Source organism: Streptomyces sp. NPDC017991 (assembly GCF_044328075.1).
Taxonomy (GTDB): Bacteria; Actinomycetota; Actinomycetes; order Streptomycetales; family Streptomycetaceae; genus Streptomyces.
In genome coordinates, this window is record NZ_JBIRGP010000001.1 from 585,568 (window position 1) to 603,983 (window position 18,416).

Here is an 18,416-nt window from a genome sequence, read left to right on the forward strand (position 1 = left end):
CGGTGGCGGATCGGATGATCCACCGAAAGGAATAGTAAGGGGCGGGGAAAAAGGGCGGGGCATACAGCCCGCGGGAACGTAGGTATGCTCGCCGCCATGTCCTCGGCTGCCCTCCGTCCATCGTCCCAGGCCACAGCGGTCTCACGGGACCGCGGTGACGCCTGCCCGGGGACCCTGCGGCTGCACGCGGCGGACGACGGGGCGCTGGCCCGGGTCAGGATCCCGGGTGGTGTGCTGACCGTCCGCCAGGCCGAGGCGCTCGCGGACGCGGCACAGCGTCTGGGCGACGGTGACCTGCATCTCACCTCGCGCGGCAACGTACAGCTGCGCGGGCTGGCGGACGGGTGCGGAGCCGAACTGGCCGAGCCGCTGACCGCCGCCGGGCTGCTGCCCTCGCGCGGGCACGAGCGGGTGCGCAACATCGTCGCCTCCCCGCTGTCCGGTCTCGACGCCCGGGGCCTGCGGGACGTACGGCCCTGGCTGTCGGCCCTCGACACCGCGCTGTGCGCGAGCGAGGCGGCCCAGGCGCTGTCGGGACGGTTCCTGTTCGCGCTGGACGACGGGCGCGGGGATCTGGCCGGGCTCGAAGCCGACGTGACGGTACGGGCGACGGCGGACGGCGGCGCGCAGCTCGCGCTCGGATCAGCGGTCCGGGCACTCCATGTGTCGGCGCAGGACGCGCCACGGGCCGCGCTGGCGGCGGCGGAAGCGTTCCTGGAGGCCGAGCGGGCCGGTGGGACACGTGCGTGGCGGGTGGCCGAGCTGGCGCTCGCGGACGACGAGTTGACCGATGTGGCCGGTCGTCGTCTGACGGCGGAGGGCATCGGCCACGAGCGGCAGGTGCGGGAGACCGGCCGCGCGGACGGACCGTTGCCGGGAGTGGTCGGGGACGCCCTGTCCGTGCACGTTCCGCTGGGCCGTTTCTCGGCTCGGCAATGGCGGGAGTTGACGCGGGTGGCCACCGGTGAGCTGCGGCTGACCCCGTGGCGCGGTGTGGTTCTTCCCACTCCGGGGACGACCGCCGCGCAGCGGACCGGGTCGCTGGCCCGCCTCGACTCCGTCGGCCTCGTCACCGGTCCCGGCTCGCCCTGGCTGCGTGTCGGCGCGTGCATCGGCCGGCCGGGCTGCGCAAAGTCGCGGGCCGACGTACGGGCGGACGCGACCGCCGCGCTCGGTGCCGTCGACGCGGCCGGCCACCAGGGCCTTCCCCTGTACTGGTCCGGATGCGAGCGCCGCTGCGGGCACCCGCGGGGCGAGCGGATCGATGTCGTCGCCGCCCCGGAGGGCGGTTACCGGCTGTCCGTCGTCGCGCCCGGACACGACGAGGCGCGCACCGTCTCCCTGGCCGACCCTTCCCGTCTCGCCGCCGCCCTGGCGGAGATCACATGAGCCCGAGACCGAACCCGAGCCCGAACCTGAGCCGTATGACGACCGAGAGCAGTGAGAAGAACACCGTGACCACGTACGACTACGAGAACGACGGCGCGGCGATCTACCGCCGGTCCTTCGCCACGATCCGCTCGGAGGCGGACCTCGCGGCGCTGCCCCCCGACGTCGGCCAGGTCGCCGTACGGATGATCCACGCCTGCGGAATGGTCGACCTCGTACGCGACCTCTCCTACACACCGAACGTGGTGTCGCGGGCCCGCGAGGCCCTGCGCGCCGGTGCGCCGATCCTCTGTGACGTCCAAATGGTGGCCAGCGGAGTGACCCGCAAGCGGCTGCCCGCCGACAACGACGTGCTCTGCACACTGTCCGACCCGGCCGTCCCCGAACTGGCAGCGAAGCTCGGCACCACGCGCAGCGCCGCCGCGCTGGAACTGTGGCGCGACCGTCTTGAGGGTTCCGTGGTCGCCATCGGAAACGCCCCCACGGCCCTGTTCCGTCTCCTGGAGATGATCGACGAGGGCGCGCCCCGCCCGGCCGCCGTCATCGGCGTCCCGGTCGGCTTCATCGGCGCCGCCGAGTCGAAGGACGCCCTCGCCGCGCACCCGTCCGGTGTGGAACACCTGGTCGTACGCGGCCGTCGCGGAGGCAGCGCCCTGGCCGCCTCCGCCCTCAACGCGATCGCTAGCGAGGAAGAGTGAGCGGCAAGCTGTACGGGGTCGGGCTCGGCCCCGGCGACCCGTCCCTGATGACCGTGCGGGCCGTCGAGGTCATCGCCGAGGCGGACGTGATCGCCTATCACAGTGCCCGGCACGGGCGGTCCATCGCCCGCTCGATCGCGGCGAAGCACATACGCGCCGACCACGTCGAGGAGCGGCTGGTCTACCCGCTCACGGTGGAGACCACCGATCACCCCGGCGGCTACCAGGGCGCCATGGACGAGTTCTACGCGGAGGCGTCGGCCAGGCTCGCCGCGCATCTGGACGCGGGGCGCACGGTGGCGGTCCTCGCCGAGGGCGATCCGCTCTTCTACGGCTCGTACATGCACATGCACAAGCGGCTCGTCGACCGTTACGACACCGAGGTGGTCCCCGGTGTCACGTCCGTGTCCGCCGCCGCGGCCCGGCTCGGTACCCCGCTCGCCGAGGGCGAGGAGGTGCTGACCATCCTGCCGGGCACCCTGCCCGAGGAGGAGCTGACCGCGCGGCTCGCCGCGACCGACGTGGCCGTGGTGATGAAGCTGGGCCGTACGTTCCCCAAGGTACGGCGGGCGCTGGAGAGTTCGGGGCGGCTGGACGAGGCCCGGTACGTCGAGCGGGCCACCATGAGCGGGGAGCGCGTCGCCGAACTGGCCGACGTGGACCCGGAGTCGGTGCCGTACTTCTCGGTGGCCGTGCTGCCCAGCCGGGTCGACGCCGAGCGGCCCGTGCGGGAGCGGGGCGAGGTGGTCGTGGTCGGCACCGGGCCCGCCGGTCCGCTGTGGCTGACCCCCGAGACGCGGGGTGCCCTCGCCGCCGCGGACGACCTGGTCGGCTACACCACCTACCTCGACCGGGTGCCGGAGCGGGCCGGGCAGCTCCGGCACGGCTCGGACAACCGGGTGGAGGCCGAGCGCGCCGAGTTCGCGCTCCAACTGGCCCAGCGGGGACGGCGGGTGGCCGTCGTCTCCGGCGGCGACCCGGGCGTCTTCGCGATGGCGACCGCCGTGCTGGAGGCCGCCTCGCAGAACGAGTACGCGGACGTCCCGGTGCGGGTGCTGCCGGGGGTGACCGCGGCCAACGCCGCCGCCGCCCGCGTGGGCGCCCCCCTCGGCCACGACTACGCCACCATCTCCCTGTCCGACCGGCTCAAGCCGTGGGAGGTCATCGCCGAGCGGCTGCGCGCCGCGGCCTCGGCGGATCTGGTGCTGGCCCTGTACAACCCCGGCTCGCAGAGCCGTACCTGGCAGGTGGGCAAGGCCCGCGAGCTGCTGCTTGAGCACCGGGCCCCGGACACGCCGGTCGTGGTCGCCCGGGACGTGGGCGGCGCGGGCGAGCGCGTCCGGATCGTGCGGCTCGCCGAGCTGGAACCGGCCGAGGTCGACATGCGGACGGTTCTGCTGGTCGGGTCCTCGCAGACGCGGGTCGCCGTGCGGCGCGGGGGTGAGGAGGAGATCGTCTGGACTCCTCGGCGGTATCCGGAGGGGTGAAATCGGCTCCGCCGCGGGTTGCGGGGGAGCCGCAGGCACGCTCGGGCACGGTGGGGTGTCTGCGGCTGCGTCGTGGCCGGGCGCGCAGTTCCCCGCGCCCCTTATGGGGCGGCCTGCGCGGGGCGCGCCATACGCTTTGTGATCCAGTGGGCCGCCGACTCCGGGTCGGTGGCCACGGGGACGCCCTCGGGGGCCGGCGGTCTGCGGACCACGACCACCGGGACTCCCGCCTCCCGCGCCGCCGTCAGTTTCGGTGCGGTGGCGGCGCCCCCGCTGTCCTTGGTCACCAGGACGTCGATGCGGTGGTGGCGCAACAGGTCACGCTCCCCGTCGAGGGCGAAGGGGCCGCGGTCGAGCAGTACCTCCCTGCGGGCCGGGTACGGGGGTTCCGGCGCGTCGACGGACCGTACGAGGAACCACAGGTCGTCCAGGTGCGCGAACGCGGCCAGGCCCATGCGGCCGGTGGTGAGGAAGACCCGGCGGCCGAGCCCGGGCAGCAGCCTCGCCGCCTCCTCCAGCGAACCGGCCTCGTGCCAGGCGTCGCCCTCGACCGGGGCCCAGCCGGGGCGGCGCAGCGCGAGCAGGGGAACATGGGCGGTGGCGGCGGCGCTCGCCGCGTTGAAGCTGATCGTTCCGGCGAAAGGGTGGGTGGCGTCGATGAGTACGTCCACCGCGTGCTCGCGCAGCCACGCGGCCATCCCCTCGGCCCCGCCGAAACCGCCGACACGGACCTCGCCCGGGGGCAGCCGGGGGCTGGCGACCCGCCCGGCCAGGGAACTCGTCAGTGCCAGGCCGGGGGTACCGTGCAGGAGCCCGGCCAGCTGTCGGGCTTCGGTCGTTCCGCCGAGTATCAGTACGTGCATGGAGATCCGGGTCCGTTCATGAACAGCGAAGAGCAGGGTGCCGATGCCGGTGTCGGTGTCGGTGTCGACGAGGCGAAGGGCGGCCGTGGCGCCCAACTCAAGCACACCGGGCTGCGGCCCGGCTGGACCACCGGCGCCTGTGCGACCGCGGCCACGACGGCCGCGTACACCGCGCTGCTGACCGGGGAGTTCCCCGACCCGGTGACCATCACGCTGCCCAGGGGGCAGACGCCGTCGTTCGCGCTCGCGGCCGAGGAGCTGACGGACACCTACGCGATGGCCGGGATCGTGAAGGACGCGGGTGACGATCCCGATGTCACGCACGGCGCGCTGGTACGGGCCACCGTCCGGCGCCTTCCCTCGGGCGCCGGGGTGGTCTTCCGCGCGGGTCCTGGCGTGGGCACGGTCACCCGTCCCGGGCTGCCGCTGGCCGTCGGTGAGCCCGCCGTCAACCCGGTCCCCCGCCGGATGATGAGCGAACACGTCGCCGAGGTCGCGGGCCGGCACGGCGGCACCGGCGATGTCGAGATCACCGTCTCCGTCGACCACGGCGAGGAGATCGCCCGCTCCACCTGGAACCCGCGGCTCGGCATCCTGGGCGGCCTGTCCATCCTCGGCACGACGGGCATCGTGGTGCCGTACTCGTGCTCGGCCTGGATCGACTCGATCCGGCGGGGTGTGGACGTGGCCCGCGCGGCGGGGCGTACGCACCTCGCCGGGTGCACCGGGTCGACGTCGGAGAAGACGGTCGTCGCCGAGTACCGCCTCCCCGAGGACGCGCTGCTCGACATGGGCGACTTCGCGGGCGCGGTGCTGAAGTACATCCGCCGGCATCCCGTCGACCGGCTGACCATCTGCGGCGGCTTCGCCAAGCTGTCCAAGCTGGCCGCGGGACATCTGGACCTGCACTCCGGCCGCTCCCAGGTCGACAAGGGGTTTCTCGCCGAATTGGCCCGGCGCGGCGGCGCGGGCGAGGCGCTGGCCGCCGAGGTGGCGGAGGCCAACACCGGCCTGGCGGCGCTCCAGCTGTGCATGGCGGCCGGGGTGCCGCTGGGCGAGCTGGTCGCGACGACCGCCCGCGACGAGGCACTGGCCGTGCTGCGCGGGGCGCCGGTGACGGTCGACGTGATCTGCATCGACCGGGCCGGCACGGTGGTGGGACGCAGCACGGTCGCCTGAACGCCCGTCTCAGCCCGGGGCGGGTCCTGCCACGGAAGCACTCTCAGCAGACATGGCGGTCCCGCCCGGTCGAGTACAGGTGGCTGTCGCGGAACTGCTCCGCGCCGAGGGTCCGGCCGACCATGATGACGGCGGTCCGCAGCACACCGGCCTCCTTCACCTTCCCGGCGATCTCGTCCAGCCTGCCACGGATGATCAGCTCGTCGGGACGGGAGGCGTAGGCGACGACCGCGGCGGGACAGTCGGCGCCGTGGTGCGGAAGCAGCTCGTCGACCACCCGGTCCACGTACCGGACGGCGAGGTGCAGCACGATGAGCGCGCCGCTGCGGCCGAGGGTGGCCAGGTCCTCCCCTTCCGGCATGGCGGTGGCGCTGTGCGCGACCCGGGTGAGGATGACCGTCTGACCGACGGTCGGCACGGTCAGCTCCCGCTTCAGGGCGGCGGCAGCGGCGGCGAACGCCGGAACGCCGGGGACGACCTCGTAGGGCACCCCGGCCGCGTCCAGCCGCCGCATCTGCTCGGCCATCGCGCTGAACACCGACGGGTCCCCGGAGTGCAGCCGCGCCACGTCGTGCCCCTCCTCGTGCGCGCGGACCGTCTCGGCGGTGATCTCGTCGAGGTTGAGCTGCGCGGTGTCGATCAGGCGGGCGTCCGGCGGGCATTCGGCCAGCAGTTCGCGCGGGACCAGGCTGCCCGCGTACAGGCAGACGTGGCAGGCGGCGAGCGTACGGGCGCCGCGCACCGTGATCAGGTCGGCGGCACCGGGTCCGGCGCCGATGAAGTACACGGTCATCTGTCTGCTCCTGCGGGATCGTCGGCTGCGTCGGACGCGTCGGATGTCTGTACGGGCTCCTGCGCGGGCTTCTGTACGGCCCACTGGGTCACCGGCATCGCCTGCCGCCAGCCGGTGAATCCGCCCACCGGCACGGCGTGCGCCACCGCGAGCCGTACCAGTTCTCCGCCGTGGCGGCGGTAGGCGTCGGCGAGCAGGGCCTCCGACTCCAGGGTCACGGTGTTGGCGACCAGCCGTCCGCCCGCCGGCAGCGCCTCCCAGCACGCGTCGAGGAGGCCGGGCGCGGTGAGCCCGCCGCCGATGAACACGGCGTCGGGCGAAGGGAGTTCGGCCAGGACGGCGGGCGCGGCGCCGGTCACGACCCGCAGCCCGGGCACGCCGAGCCGGTCGGCGTTGCGGGTGATCCGTTCGGCCCGCACCGGGTCGCGTTCGACGGTCACCGCCCGGCACGAGGGATGCGTACGCATCCACTCGATCGCGATCGAGCCGGAGCCGCCGCCGATGTCCCACAGCAGCTCACCGGGGGCGGGGGCGAGCGCGCCGAGCGTGGCGGCGCGGATGTGCCGCTTGGTGAGCTGCCCGTCGTGCTCGTACGCCTCGTCCGGCAGCCCCGGTACGGCACCGAGCCGCAAGGCGTCCGGGGCCCGGCGGCACTCGACGGCGACGATGTTGAGGGGGTCGCCGGAGGGGCGCGCCCAGTCGTCGGCGGTCGCCTCGCCGGTCGTACGTTCCTTCGCGCCGCCGAGTTGTTCCAGCACCCGCATCCGGCTGGGGCCGAAGCCGCGGTCGCGCAGCAGGGCGGCGACCTCGGCGGGGGTGGTGGCGTCCGCGCTGAGCACCAGGAGCCGTCGGCCGTCGTGCAGGGCGGCGGCGAGGCGGGCGGCGGGCCGGCCGACGAGGGTGACGACCTCGACGTCCTCCACGGGCCAGCCGAGGCGCGCGGCGGCATGGGAGACGGAGGAGGGGTGCGGCAGGACGCGCAGGGCGCCGGGTCCGTCGTCGTGCAGCTCGTCGAGCACCTCGGTGAGGGCGCGTCCGATGCCGTAGAACATCGGGTCACCGCTGGCCGGCACGGCGATCCGGCGGCCGGAGTACGCGGCGAGGAGGCCGGGGACGGCGGGACGCAGGGGTGAGGGCCAGGTGATCCGTTCCCCGGCGCACTCCGGGGGCAGCAGGTCCAGCTGGCGCGCTCCCCCGATCAGGACCTCGGCGTCGCGAAGTGCCGTACGGGAGGGGCCCGGCAGGCCTTCCCAGCCGTCGGCCCCGATCCCGACGACGGTGACGGCGGGCTGCGGTCCAGGTCGCGCGGGGATCACTGCTCGGTACCTCGGAATTCGCGGGAGGGTCTCGGAAGGGGTCTCACGAACGGGTGTCGTGAGGGGCGACAGGAACGCACTTTACGGGGCGCCGACCTGCGCACCTACGCTCGGGTACGCAGGCCGGGGCCGCCGTGGACCCGGCATTGGCAGCGTCTGAGCTCCAGGTCATGCGCGTACTGGTCCTGGAGGACGATCCCGGTCTGGGGCCCGTCGTCGCTGGTCGGCTGCGCGACGCCGGGTTCGCCATGGACCTCGCACGGACTGGCCTGGCTCGACAAGATGTGGGACGGGGACAGCGAGACCCTCTACGTGCAGGTCGGCATCGGGGCGGGCAACGACGCCGTACGGACGGACCATGACGTGTGGCGGCTTCCGGAGGCCGACGACCGGCTCGATGTGTCGCCCGGCGACCCGGACTACACGATCAAGCACCGGCCGGTCTTCCGCGCGGCCGAGCCGGGCGAGGGGGTCGGCGCCAGTCCGGCGGGACGGGTGGCCGCGGCCTTCGCCCTCGCCGCACGCGCCGACGGACGGTAGCCGCACCGGACCCGTGAAATCATCGACCCGCCTGTCGGACAGGGCAGACCTGGCGTGACGTGATCCCCGTGAGAGGCAAGGGCAGACATGGCTTCCGACCCGGAGGGGGAGTGGGAGTGGGACGACACCCTGTTCCTCGGTACGGCTGCCTACTACCGGCGCGGGAGGCTCCCGTACGCCCCCGGGCTGGCGGACGCCCTCGCCGAGATCCTGGAGCTCGACGGGCGAGGACGCCTCATCGACGTGGGATGCGGGCCCGGCACCGTCGCCCTGAGCCTGGTGGATCTGTTCGGTGAGGTCGTCGGCGTGGACCCGGACAGCGGAATGATCGCCGAGGCGACGCGTGAGGCAGCCGAGCGCGGGGTGAGCGGGAAGACGCGGTGGGTGCGGGCCCGGGCCGAGGAACTGCCCGCCGGCCTCGGGACGTTCACCGTCGCGGCCTTCGCCCAGTCCTTCCACTGGATGGACCGGGACCTGGTGGCGGCCACCGTCCGGGACATGCTCCGGCCGGGCGGAGCACTGGTGCACATCTCCGACCTGAAGACGGAGACCCCGACCGTCGACGGCCTTCCGCATCCGGCGGTGCCGTACGCGGCCCTGGAAGAGCTGGTGAGCGATCATCTCGGGCCGGTCCGCCGGGCCGGCCGGGGCGTGCTCCCGCACGGGACTCCCGGCGGTGAGGCGGCGGTGTTCGCGCGGGCGGGGTTCACCGGCCCCCAGCGGCATGTCGTCCCCGGGGGACAGGCGCTGGAGCGCACGAGTGACGACGTCGTCGCGGGCGTCTTCTCGATGTCGTTCTCCGCCCCGCACTTGTTCGGCGCACGCCGGGACGACTTCGAGGAGGACGTACGCCGGCTGCTGCGGGCGGCCTCCCCGGCAGGCCTCTTCTCCGTACGTCAACCGGGCACCGAGACCTTCGTCTGGCGCACGGTCCCCGCGGCCGTAGGACGGCCCTAACCGCTGTGGGTGGCGCTGCGGATCGCCCGCCAGCGGCGAACGAAGAACCGCAGGAAGAGCGTCTCGCACAGCACGGCGTAGAGGAGCACGCCCCCCACGACGGCGAGATCGTCCCAAAGGGTCGGGGTGGGCCCCAGCCGTCCGACCAGGAAGTAGCCGCCGAGGCTCTGGGCGAGCACACCTGTGCTGAGGATGAACATCGCGGTGGCGATGTACGGGTAACCCATGTGCGTGCCGGAGGAGATGAGCCGGGATTCCCAGCTGAGGACATCTCCGGTGCCCAGCAGGCTGTTGATGCGGCGCTCGACCGCCGCGACGCCCTGGCCGGCCCGCTGGGAGCGGTGGTACTCCCCCAGCCAGATCAGCAGGCTCGCCTTCGCGGCGCCGGGGACGAAGAGCAGACAGGCCGGGATCAGCACCCCCCTGGGCAGATCGGAGGTGATCACGGCGGCGGTGACGACCGCGAGGGAGGTGAACGCGAAGTTCATGATCTGGATGCGGTTGCTGATCGCCTGCAGGCTCTCCGTACGCAGCGAGTTGTACTCCGCGAGCAGCGCCGTCAGAGCGGCGGGATCCGCGGGTTCCGGACCGGCGGACGTGGGCCGTACGACGGGAATCGCCGTGCGTGGAGCGGGAGTTGGCGGTGCTGGATCGGTCACCCTGTGATTGTGTCCAGCAACTCCACGGCCGACACACCGGACATGCCACCGGACTCGTGACCGGATTCGTGACCTGACTCGTGCCCGGATTCGTGACCTGACTGGTCGCTGGATTCGTCGCCGGACTCGTCCTCGAAGCCGTACTTCACGGTGCGGAAACCCAGCCCCCGGGCACGCGCCAGGTTGGCCTCGCGGTCCTCCACGAACAACGTGGAGGACGGGCGGACATGCTCCGCGGCGATCTCCAGGAGGCCGCGCCCGGGGGTGCTCTTGGAGACGCCGAGCCCGCAGGAGAGGAAGACCAGGCCCGGGTCGATCCACCGGTCCAGGAGCAACCGTTCCGCCTGCTTCGCGTACCAGAAGGACGTGTTGTTGGAGGCGATGCCCACCGGTCGGACTCCGTCGGCGGACGCCGCGGCGAGCAGCGCTCCGGCGGCGGGGTTCGCCACCAGCAGCTCCTCCTCCAGCTCCTTGACCAGCTGTGCGGAGATGTCACAGCCCAGCTGCCGGGAGAGTTCGTGCCAGTACTCCGCCTCTTCGGCCTCGCGCACGCTGAACGTGCGCCAACAGCGTCGGCCCGCCTCCAGTACGGCGGACCGGTCGAGCCCCAGACGGTCCCCGAGCCCCGCGCCCGGGGTCAGCAGCAAGGACTCCCACGGGTCGCTGAAGAGGACGTTGCCGAGGTCGAAGAGGATCACCGACGGGCTGTCGGCTTCTGCGGCACCGGAATGCGCGTTCACCTGCGGGTCCCCTTCGCTCCGTCACAGCGGTCCGCCAGGTCGCAGCGGGCCGGGAATCGCGACGCTAGCATGCCGGCACACCGCGCCCCGGCCGGCTGACCGGGCCCGTCGAGGGGCCGGGACGCGCCCGTTACTCCGCTTCCGCCGTCCGCGTGCTCTCCCGTACGACCAGTTCGTACCCCGCGATGAGTCGCGTGTGCGGGGCCTCCGCGTCGGTGGTGATCCTGTGCAGCACGGCGTCCACGGCCAGTTCGGCGATCTCGCGCTTGTCCGGTGAGACGGTGGTCAGCGACGGGACGCTGTAACGGGTCTCCTGGATGTCGTCGAATCCCACGACCGCCAGGTCCCGCGGCACCCGCAGGCCGTGTTCGTGCGCCGTGCGCACCGCGCCGGAGGCGAGCAGGTCGCTGAAGCAGAAGACGGCGTCCGGGGGCTCGTCCAGGGCGAGCAGAACGCGCATGGCCGCGGCCCCGTCGGCGCGGGTGAACTCGCCGGTGTCCGGGACGAGTCGGGGGTCGTGCGGCACACCGGCGGCGTGCAGCGCGGTCAGGAAGCCGTGCATGCGCTGCACGGTCGTGGCATGGGCCCGGTCCGAGGGCTGGCCGATGACTCCGATGCGCCGCCGCCCGAGCTGGAGCAGGTGCTCGGTCGCCTCGCGCGCCGCCGCCGAGTTGTCGATCAGTACGTGATCGGCCGGAATCTTGTACGACTGCTCACCCAGCAGGACGAGGGGCACGCGGCGCTCGCGGTTGGCGAGCATCGTCTCGTCGAGACAGAGCGGGCTGAGCAGCACTCCGTCGATGAGCGGGTCGCTGAGTCCGCAGGCGATGCGCAGTTCCTCGGCGGGGTCTCCCCCGGTGTCCTCGATGAGAACCGTGCAGCCGCGCTTCTTGGCCGCCGCGATGACCTCGGCGGCGAGCTCCGCGAAGTACGGGGCGACCAGTTCGGGCACGGCCAGCGCGATGATGCCGCTGCGGCCCGTGCGCAGATGGCGTGCGGAGGCGTTGGGCTGGTAGTCGAGTTCGGCTATGGCGCGCAGCACCCGTTCCCGGGTCTGTTCCGCGACCCGGACCTCGCCCCGGACGACGTTCGAGACGGTCTTGATCGATACGCCCGCGCGCTCGGCGACGTCCTTGAGGCGTGCACCTGCCATGGTGGTCGCCCCTCCCTCCCCCGGCTTCCTTCCGGCCGACAGCCGACAGCCGACGTCCGACGGCCGCCCTCCGCGTTGCTTCGTCAGGCGTGTCGGGCCGGAGTCGGTCCGCTGTCGGTCCGGTGTGCTGCTCAGGGTAAGCCATGTTCCAACGTTGTAATGGCTTCGCCCACCAGTTGGGTGATATGAACCGGTATCGCCTCGACGGCTCGTCGAACAGGAAGTTCGCGCAGAAGTGTTGACGCCACATTTCCCCGGGGATACAACGTTGTAACCGCCTCGACCCAGTGCCCGAGCGGATCGGTTCGATCTCCCATTCCAACGTTGTACTCCTTGAGTTTTCCGCCGTGGAAGGACGCATGCCCATGCGGGACCGCACGCCGCACACCTCCCCGCCCGCTCCGTCCCGGCGCCGACTGCTGCGCGGCACGCTGTCGCTCGGTGCCGTCGCGGCCTCGGCCGCCGCGCTCGGCGGCTGTGACAGCACCCTCGCGCAGGGGTTCACCGGCGGGTCGCCCACCCCGTCACGGCTGAACTTCTGGAATCCCTTCACCGGCGGTGACGGTGAGCGGCTGCTCGCGATGCAGGCCGCCTACCGCGCCGGGCACCGGTCGACGGACCTGAAGTCGGCGACCTTCGTCTGGGGCAACCCGTACTACACCAAGCTCACCCTCGCCACGCTCGGCGACCGGCCGCCGCAGGTCGCCATCAGCCATCTGTCGAAGGTGCCGACGCTCGCCGAGGCGGGTCTGCTCGCCGAGATCCAGCCAGCCGATCTGGCCCGGCACGGGCTGACCGAGGACAAGTTCGACCCGCGGCCGTGGAAGAAGTCGCAGCTGGACGGCAAGCTGTACGCGATCCCGCTCGACACGCACCCCTTCGTGCTCTACTTCCGTACCGACATCGCCGAGAAGGCCGGACTGCTCGACGGGCAGGGGAAGTTGACGGACGTGGACGGGCCCGACGCGTTCATCGACGCCCTGCGCGCGGCGAAGGAAGTGACCGGGCAGTGGGGCGGTTCGATCGCCTCGGTGAAGGACGCCTCGACACAGTTCCGGCTCTTCTGGTCGTTCTACCGGCAGATCAGCGGCGGCGACCTCGTCGCCGACCAGGGCAAGAAGGTCGTCATCGACACGGAGGCGGCGGCCGAGGCGCTCGCCTACATCCGCCGCCTCACCCAGGAGAAGGTCGTGCCCACGACCACCGACAGCCCGGGTGCCATCACGATGCTCACCACCGGCAAGGCCGGCTTCCTGATGGACGGCGTCTGGCAGGTGCTCACGGTCCAGGGTTCCAAGGTGAAGTTCGACATGCGGCCCCTGCCTCGGATCTTCGACGACGCGCCCTACGCCTGCGCCGCCGACTCGCACTCCCTCGTCCTGCCCAAGGCGCCCTCCGACTCGGCCCAACGCCTGGACCTCTCCCTGGGTTTCGTCGCCTCCCTGCTGGGCTCCAGCAAGCTGTGGGCGGAGGGCGGACACATCCCCGCCTGGCTGCCGACCCAGCGGTCGGCGTCCTACAAAGCCCTCGAACCGCAGTCGCACTACGCCGCCGCCGCCGACGGAGCCGCCTACGACCCGGCCGCCTGGTACGGGGGCGCGGGCAGCAGCCTGCAGATCGTCATCGGCGACGCCGTGACCTCCGTGTTCACCGGAGCCACCAGCCCGACGGCCGGAGCCGCCCGGATGAAGCGCGAACTGCGCGAGCTGGCCGGCCGGCCCTCGCCCGTGTAGCCCCTCGCGCACCCACCGCGCTCCAGCTGCTCGCCCACCGTCTCCACCACGGCCCCCACGGGGCCCCCGCACGTCGTGAGATCCCGTATGTCCTGACTGAAAGGGCCGTCCCATGGCCACGACAACCGCACCGACCAAGGCCCGAGGCAGAGGTGACCGCTGGGCCGGTCCGGGGATGCTGTTGCCCTTCTCCCTGTTCTATCTGCTGTTCCTGGTGGGGCCGCTGATCTACACCGTCGTGGCCGGCTTCTTCGACACCAGCCTGCTCAGGTCGGGCCTCGGCGACTTCGCCGGTCTCTCCAACTACTCGGCCGTACTGGGCGACAGCGAGTTCTGGCGCACGCTCAAGAACACGCTGTGGTTCACCGTGCTGACCACCGTCCCCCTGGTGCTGCTCAGTCTGGTGCTGGCGATCCTCGCCGACCGCTTCGTCCGCGGGCGCTGGTTCTTCCGCTTCGCCTTCTTCGCACCGTTCGTACTGCCCTCGGCGGTCGTCGCGCTCATGTTCACGTTCATCTACGCCGACCAGGTGGGCCTCGCCCAGCAGGCCGCGACGTGGGTCGGCGTGGACACCCCCCCGTCCTGGCTGGGCGACCCGGACTGGGCGATGATCTCCATCGCCGCCGCCACCGTGTGGTGGACGCTCGGCTTCAACTTCGTCCTGTATCTCGCCGGTCTGCAGGACATCCCGCGGTCCGTGCACGAGGCCGCGGCCATCGACGGGGCGGGACCCTGGCAGCGCATCCGCCATGTGGTCGTGCCGATGCTCGGCCGCACCACGACCCTCGTCACGGTCCTCCAGGTGGTCGCCTCCCTGAAGGTCTTCGACCAGATCTACATGCTGACCAACGGCGGCCCCGACGGAAGCACCCGGCCCTCGCTCCAGCTCATCTACGACACCGGGTTCGTCGAGGGCCGCGTCGGCTACGCGTCGACCGTCTCGCTGCTGCTCTTCGTGGTGATCCTGCTGGTCTCGCTTGTCTGGTTCGCCCTCGTCCGCCGCGCCGAGAAGGAGCGCTGATCATGACCGCCACCGCCACACCGCCCGTGACCGAGCAGCAGACCCCCGTGGCCGAGCCGCGTCGGAAGTACGACGCCGAGCGCCTGTTCAACCGGGTCGCCCTGGGAGTCCTCATCGCCTTCTCGCTGCTGTGGCTGGTGCCGCTGGCCTGGGCGCTGGCCACCTCGATCCGGCCCGCGCAGGAGGTCATCACCGACCCCACCAGCTGGTTCACCGCTCACCCCACCCTCGCGGCGTACGGGGACATCTTCGACGCGGGGAAGCTGCCCTACTGGTACGCGAACAGCTTCATCACCTCGATCCTGACGACCGTGCTCACGGTGGTGGCCGGGTCGCTCGCGGCCTTCGCGCTCTCGCAGACGCGTTTCCGGGCGCGCCGCGCCGCGTTCGTGATGCTCCTCGCCGGAATCATGATCCCGGGTCAGGTCCTGATGATCCCGCAGTTCCTGGCGCTCCAGGAGGCGGGTCTGCTCAACACCTACTGGGGAGTCGTACTCCCTCAAGTACCCAATGTCGTCGCCGTGTTCGTCTTCAAGCAGTTCTTCGACGGCATCCCCAGGGAACTCATCGACGCGGCACGCGCGGACGGCGCGTCCTGGCTGCGTACGTACCGGCAGATCGTCATGCCCATCTCGCGGCCGGTGATCTCCGCGGTCACGATCTTCGTGTTCGTCGGGGTGTGGAACAACTTCCTGTGGCCCCTGCTGGTCGTCACCGACCCGGAGATGATGACCCTCCCCGTCGGACTGACCTCCGTCCAGGACGTCTTCGGCGTCCCCTACGCCCAGTTGATGGCCTCCGCCGTGCTCGGCGCCATCCCGCTCCTCGCCGTGTTCGCGCTGTTCCAGCGCCGCATCGTCGAGGGCATCGCCGGAACCGGCCTCAAGTAACCCCGCCCGCAGGGCAGTTCCACCGTTTTCCTTCCTGAGAAAGGCTCCAGCATGCCGCACACCGCACGGTTCACCGTCGACCCCGAGTTCACCGTCGGGGAGGTGGACCCGCGCCTGTACGGAACGTTCGTCGAGCACATGGGACGCTGTGTCTACACCGGCATCCACGAGCCCGAGCACCCCTCGGCGGACGCCGCCGGCTTCCGGACGGACGTCGCCGACCTGGTACGGGAGCTGGGGACGGGCCTGGTCCGCTACCCCGGGGGCAACTTCGTCTCCGGCTACCACTGGGAGGACGGCGTCGGCCCGGCCTCCGAGCGGCCCCGCCGCCTCGACCTGGCCTGGCGCTCCATCGAGACCAACCAGGTGGGCACCAACGAGTTCCTCACCTGGGCCAGGGAGCAGGGCCTCGACCCGATGATGGCGGTCAACCTCGGCACCCGCGGTATCGACGCGGCCCGCGCCCTGGTGGAGTACTGCAACCAGCCCGGCGGCACCGCCTGGTCGGATCTGCGGATCAAGCACGGCTACTCCGCGCCGCACGACGTCAAGCTGTGGTGCCTGGGCAACGAGATGGACGGCCCCTGGCAGACCGGCCACAAGACGGCCACCGAGTACGGACGGCTCGCGGCCGAGACCGGCAAGGCGATGCGCCAGGTCGACCCGTCCATCGAGCTGGTCGCCTGCGGCAGCTCGAACGCGGCCATGCCGACCTTCGGCACCTGGGAGCGCGAGGTGCTGGAGCAGACGTACGACGAGGTCGACTACCTCTCCCTGCACGCCTACTACGAGGAGTTCGACGGCGACCGCGCCAGCTTCCTGGCCTCCGGGGCGCACATGGACCAGTACATCCGCGACGTGGTCGCCACCGCGGACCACGTACGGGCCGCGCGCGGCGCCAAGAAGCACATCAGGCTCTCGTTCGACGAGTGGAACGTCTGGTACGCCGCCCGCTTCGTCGGCGAGCGCAATCTGGAGACCGCCGAGACACCCCGGCTGATCGAGGACACCTACAGCGTGACCGACGCCGTCGTCGTCGGCTCCCTGCTCATCACCCTTCTGCGCAACGCCGACCGGGTGGCCATCGCGTGCCTCGCCCAGCTGGTCAACGTCATCGCCCCGATCCGCAGCGAACCGGGCGGCCCGAGCTGGCGGCAGACCATCTTCCACCCGTTCGCCCAGGCGGCCCGGTTCGCGACGGGCAAGGTCCTGCGCACCGAGGTGACCGGGTCCCGTATCGACACCGAGCGGCACGGTGACGTGTCGGCGCTCGACACGGTGGTGACGTACGACGAGGAGAGCGGCGCGGTCACCGTCCTCGCCGTCAACCGCGGCCAGGAGCAGTCACTGAACCTGCGGGCCGAGCTGCGCGGCGCGCTGTCCGGCTACCGGGTGCTGGAACACCTGGTCCTGGCCGACCAGGACCCGGACGCCGTCAACACCCAGGCCGAGCCGGACCGGGTGGTTCCGCGCACCGGGGGCGGGGCACAGGTGACCGCCGACGGCGCGCTGGAGGCGGAACTGGCGCCGGTGTCCTGGCACGTCATCCGCCTGACGCCTGCTGCCTGATCCCCGCAGCCTGCCCCCCTGCTGCCTCGCCCCCTGCTGTGTGACGTCACCCCGGCGTCACCGACCGAACAGATCCGACCCCCACCCCATCGGGAGCATCTGATGTCGGCACGACCACGTACCCCCATACCCCCACTCCGCCTGGCCGCCCTCGTCTCCGCGCTGGTCGCGCTCCTGGCGGCGCTGCTCACCGCGCAGACCGGCACGGCCGGCGCGGCGACCGGCACCGTACTGCGCAACGACACCGGCCTGTACCCCAGGGCGATCCGGCTCGCGCACAACGGGAGCGCCAACGGCCGCGTCCTGTCGTCGGTGGTCACGTTCTCCGGGAACAACGGCCTCGGGACCATCTACGAGAGCACCGACTCCGGCGCGTCCTTCCGCCAGGTCGGCGCGGTCGGTGACCCGGAGGCGGCGGGCGGACAGGGCCTCTGCTGCTCCACGCTCTTCGAACTCCCGCGGGCGATCGGCGGCCTGCCCGCCGGCACCCTGCTCTGGGCCGCCTCGGTCGGCCAGGACGAGACGAACCGGCGCATGGCGCTGCGCGTCTTCAAGAGCAACGACGTGGGACGCACCTGGAGTTACCTGTCCACCATCGCGACCGCGGGCGGCACCGGCGGCCTGTGGGAACCCGAGTTCTCCGTCGACGCCTCCGGGCAGCTGGTCGCCCACTACTCGGACGAGACCGACTCGGCCCACAGTCAGAAGCTGATGGCCGCGCGCACCTCGAACGGCACGGCCTGGACCGGGCACCGCGCCACCGTCGTCAGTTCCCTGGTCTCGGACCGGCCCGGCATGGCGGTCGTCCGCAGGCTCGGCAACGGCACCTACTTCATGTCGTACGAGATCTGCGCCGCCGCCGGCCAGTACCAGTGCGTCGTGCACTACCGGACCTCGCCCGACGGCTGGGACTGGTCGAGCGGGCCCGTCCTCGGGTACCGGCCCGAGACGGGCGACGGCAAGTACTTCAAGCACGCCCCGACCGTGGCCTGGTCACCCGAGGCCGGCAATCCGCTGGGCCGGCTCTTCCTGATCGGCCAGGTCCTGTACAACAAGGACGGCACGGTGGCCGCCGGGAACAACAGGACGGTCTGGGTCAACAGCGCCGACGGCAGCGGCACTTGGCGGGAGATCCCGGCCCCCGTCACCGTCTCGTCGACGGTCGTCGACTACTGCCCCAACTACAGCTCGGCCCTGCTGCCGTCGGCGGACGGCAACAGCCTACTGGAGATCGCCACCGACTGGGACGGTGGCATATGCAAACCGTACTTCGCCACCAAGTCCGTACCGTCCTCCTGAGCATTTCCCCGGCATGACCTGTGGGGGGGGGGCCCCCCCAGCGCGGGGGGGGGCCCCCCGTGTGGGGGGGGCGCCCGGGGCCCCCCGCCCCCCCCCCCCCCCCCCCCCCCCCCCCGGGCCCCCCGGCGGA

The 18,416-nt window shown here is 72.0% G+C and carries 17 protein-coding genes; 11 read left to right on the plus strand and 6 right to left on the minus strand.

Annotation, left to right across the window (positions count from 1 at the left end):
• Positions 1-84: 84 nt before the first annotated feature.
• The 3 genes from cobG to ACH4DZ_RS02505 are packed head-to-tail and all read left to right on the plus strand — an operon-like array spanning position 85 to position 3,574.
• Positions 85-1,389: a precorrin-3B synthase gene (gene cobG / locus ACH4DZ_RS02495; protein WP_398285033.1), complete on the plus strand. Its 1,305-nt coding sequence runs from the start codon at positions 85-87 to the stop codon at positions 1,387-1,389.
• A gap of 35 nt (positions 1,390-1,424) precedes the next feature.
• Positions 1,425-2,087, plus strand: coding sequence for a precorrin-8X methylmutase (locus ACH4DZ_RS02500; protein WP_398285034.1), 663 nt, complete (start codon positions 1,425-1,427; stop codon positions 2,085-2,087).
• Positions 2,084-3,574, plus strand: a complete 1,491-nt coding sequence (locus tag ACH4DZ_RS02505; RefSeq protein ID WP_398285035.1) for a precorrin-2 C(20)-methyltransferase — start codon at positions 2,084-2,086, stop codon at positions 3,572-3,574. The genes ACH4DZ_RS02500 and ACH4DZ_RS02505 overlap by 4 nt, the downstream gene beginning before the upstream one ends.
• Positions 3,575-3,675: 101 nt before the next feature.
• On the opposite strand, the gene ACH4DZ_RS02510 is transcribed toward ACH4DZ_RS02505, so the two are convergent.
• Entirely contained in the window at positions 3,676-4,437 is a 762-nt protein-coding gene (locus tag ACH4DZ_RS02510) for a cobalt-precorrin-6A reductase (RefSeq protein ID WP_398285036.1), read from the minus strand.
• Between the two features lie 18 nt (positions 4,438-4,455).
• On the opposite strand from ACH4DZ_RS02510, the gene ACH4DZ_RS02515 reads away from it, so the two are divergent.
• Positions 4,456-5,616, plus strand: coding sequence for a cobalt-precorrin-5B (C(1))-methyltransferase (locus ACH4DZ_RS02515; RefSeq protein WP_398285037.1), 1,161 nt, complete (start codon positions 4,456-4,458; stop codon positions 5,614-5,616).
• A 43-nt stretch (positions 5,617-5,659) separates the two neighbouring features.
• Here ACH4DZ_RS02515 and cobM read toward each other — a convergent pair whose 3' ends face one another.
• Positions 5,660-6,409 (minus strand): precorrin-4 C(11)-methyltransferase, encoded by a 750-nt coding sequence (cobM, locus tag ACH4DZ_RS02520; RefSeq protein WP_398285039.1) that lies wholly within the window; start codon positions 6,407-6,409, stop codon positions 5,660-5,662.
• Positions 6,406-7,725 (minus strand): precorrin-6y C5,15-methyltransferase (decarboxylating) subunit CbiE, encoded by a 1,320-nt coding sequence (cbiE, locus tag ACH4DZ_RS02525; RefSeq protein ID WP_398285041.1) that lies wholly within the window; start codon positions 7,723-7,725, stop codon positions 6,406-6,408. The genes cobM and cbiE overlap by 4 nt, the downstream gene beginning before the upstream one ends.
• 282 nt (positions 7,726-8,007) lie before the next feature.
• Here cbiE and ACH4DZ_RS02530 point away from each other — a divergent pair, with 282 nt between their 5' ends.
• Both ACH4DZ_RS02530 and ACH4DZ_RS02535 read left to right on the plus strand, forming a co-directional pair.
• Positions 8,008-8,265, plus strand: a complete 258-nt coding sequence (locus ACH4DZ_RS02530; protein ID WP_398285042.1) for a hypothetical protein — start codon at positions 8,008-8,010, stop codon at positions 8,263-8,265.
• A gap of 87 nt (positions 8,266-8,352) precedes the next feature.
• On the plus strand, positions 8,353-9,222 hold the full coding sequence (locus ACH4DZ_RS02535) for a class I SAM-dependent methyltransferase (protein WP_398285043.1): 870 nt from the start codon (positions 8,353-8,355) through the stop codon (positions 9,220-9,222).
• Here the strand turns inward: ACH4DZ_RS02535 and ACH4DZ_RS02540 are convergent.
• The 3 genes from ACH4DZ_RS02540 to ACH4DZ_RS02550 all read right to left on the minus strand — a co-directional run bounded on the left by ACH4DZ_RS02540 (position 9,219) and on the right by ACH4DZ_RS02550 (position 11,774).
• Positions 9,219-9,881: a hypothetical protein gene (locus ACH4DZ_RS02540; protein WP_398285044.1), complete on the minus strand. Its 663-nt coding sequence runs from the start codon at positions 9,879-9,881 to the stop codon at positions 9,219-9,221. The genes ACH4DZ_RS02535 and ACH4DZ_RS02540 overlap by 4 nt on opposite strands.
• Complete coding sequence (locus ACH4DZ_RS02545) at positions 9,878-10,621, minus strand: HAD family hydrolase (protein WP_398285045.1); 744 nt, start codon at positions 10,619-10,621, stop codon at positions 9,878-9,880. Before ACH4DZ_RS02545 ends, ACH4DZ_RS02540 begins: the two co-directional genes overlap by 4 nt.
• Before the next feature lie 130 nt (positions 10,622-10,751).
• Complete coding sequence (locus ACH4DZ_RS02550; RefSeq protein WP_398285046.1) at positions 10,752-11,774, minus strand: LacI family DNA-binding transcriptional regulator; 1,023 nt, start codon at positions 11,772-11,774, stop codon at positions 10,752-10,754.
• Positions 11,775-12,139: 365 nt separating this feature from the next.
• Here ACH4DZ_RS02550 and ACH4DZ_RS02555 point away from each other — a divergent pair, with 365 nt between their 5' ends.
• The 5 genes from ACH4DZ_RS02555 (at position 12,140) to ACH4DZ_RS02575 (ending at position 18,286) form a co-directional block, all read left to right on the plus strand.
• Positions 12,140-13,507: an extracellular solute-binding protein gene (locus ACH4DZ_RS02555; RefSeq protein WP_398285047.1), complete on the plus strand. Its 1,368-nt coding sequence runs from the start codon at positions 12,140-12,142 to the stop codon at positions 13,505-13,507.
• 112 nt (positions 13,508-13,619) lie between these two features.
• Positions 13,620-14,528, plus strand: coding sequence for a carbohydrate ABC transporter permease (locus ACH4DZ_RS02560; protein ID WP_398285048.1), 909 nt, complete (start codon positions 13,620-13,622; stop codon positions 14,526-14,528).
• Positions 14,529-14,530: 2 nt separating this feature from the next.
• A complete protein-coding gene (locus tag ACH4DZ_RS02565) occupies positions 14,531-15,418 on the plus strand; it encodes a carbohydrate ABC transporter permease (RefSeq protein WP_398285050.1) in 888 nt (295 codons plus the stop codon).
• 51 nt (positions 15,419-15,469) lie between these two features.
• On the plus strand, positions 15,470-16,987 hold the full coding sequence (locus ACH4DZ_RS02570; RefSeq protein ID WP_398285051.1) for an alpha-N-arabinofuranosidase: 1,518 nt from the start codon (positions 15,470-15,472) through the stop codon (positions 16,985-16,987).
• A 102-nt stretch (positions 16,988-17,089) separates the two neighbouring features.
• Positions 17,090-18,286: an exo-alpha-sialidase gene (locus tag ACH4DZ_RS02575; RefSeq protein ID WP_398285052.1), complete on the plus strand. Its 1,197-nt coding sequence runs from the start codon at positions 17,090-17,092 to the stop codon at positions 18,284-18,286.
• Positions 18,287-18,416 lie beyond the last annotated feature (130 nt).

Bases quoted from the DNA above. Each gene is read 5' to 3' on its own strand.
- cobG (WP_398285033.1), top strand. From the start codon at position 85: ATGCTCGCCGCCATGTCCTCGGCTGCCCTCCGTCCATCGTCCCAGGCC.
- ACH4DZ_RS02500 (WP_398285034.1), top strand. From the start codon at position 1,425: ATGACGACCGAGAGCAGTGAGAAGAACACCGTGACCACGTACGACTAC.
- ACH4DZ_RS02510 (WP_398285036.1), bottom strand. From the start codon at position 4,437: ATGCACGTACTGATACTCGGCGGAACGACCGAAGCCCGACAGCTGGCC.
- ACH4DZ_RS02515 (WP_398285037.1), top strand. From the start codon at position 4,456: ATGAACAGCGAAGAGCAGGGTGCCGATGCCGGTGTCGGTGTCGGTGTC.
- cobM (WP_398285039.1), bottom strand. From the start codon at position 6,409: ATGACCGTGTACTTCATCGGCGCCGGACCCGGTGCCGCCGACCTGATC.
- ACH4DZ_RS02530 (WP_398285042.1), top strand. From the start codon at position 8,008: ATGTGGGACGGGGACAGCGAGACCCTCTACGTGCAGGTCGGCATCGGG.
- ACH4DZ_RS02535 (WP_398285043.1), top strand. From the start codon at position 8,353: ATGGCTTCCGACCCGGAGGGGGAGTGGGAGTGGGACGACACCCTGTTC.
- ACH4DZ_RS02550 (WP_398285046.1), bottom strand. From the start codon at position 11,774: ATGGCAGGTGCACGCCTCAAGGACGTCGCCGAGCGCGCGGGCGTATCG.
- ACH4DZ_RS02555 (WP_398285047.1), top strand. From the start codon at position 12,140: ATGCGGGACCGCACGCCGCACACCTCCCCGCCCGCTCCGTCCCGGCGC.
- ACH4DZ_RS02560 (WP_398285048.1), top strand. From the start codon at position 13,620: ATGGCCACGACAACCGCACCGACCAAGGCCCGAGGCAGAGGTGACCGC.
- ACH4DZ_RS02565 (WP_398285050.1), top strand. From the start codon at position 14,531: ATGACCGCCACCGCCACACCGCCCGTGACCGAGCAGCAGACCCCCGTG.
- ACH4DZ_RS02570 (WP_398285051.1), top strand. From the start codon at position 15,470: ATGCCGCACACCGCACGGTTCACCGTCGACCCCGAGTTCACCGTCGGG.
- ACH4DZ_RS02575 (WP_398285052.1), top strand. From the start codon at position 17,090: ATGTCGGCACGACCACGTACCCCCATACCCCCACTCCGCCTGGCCGCC.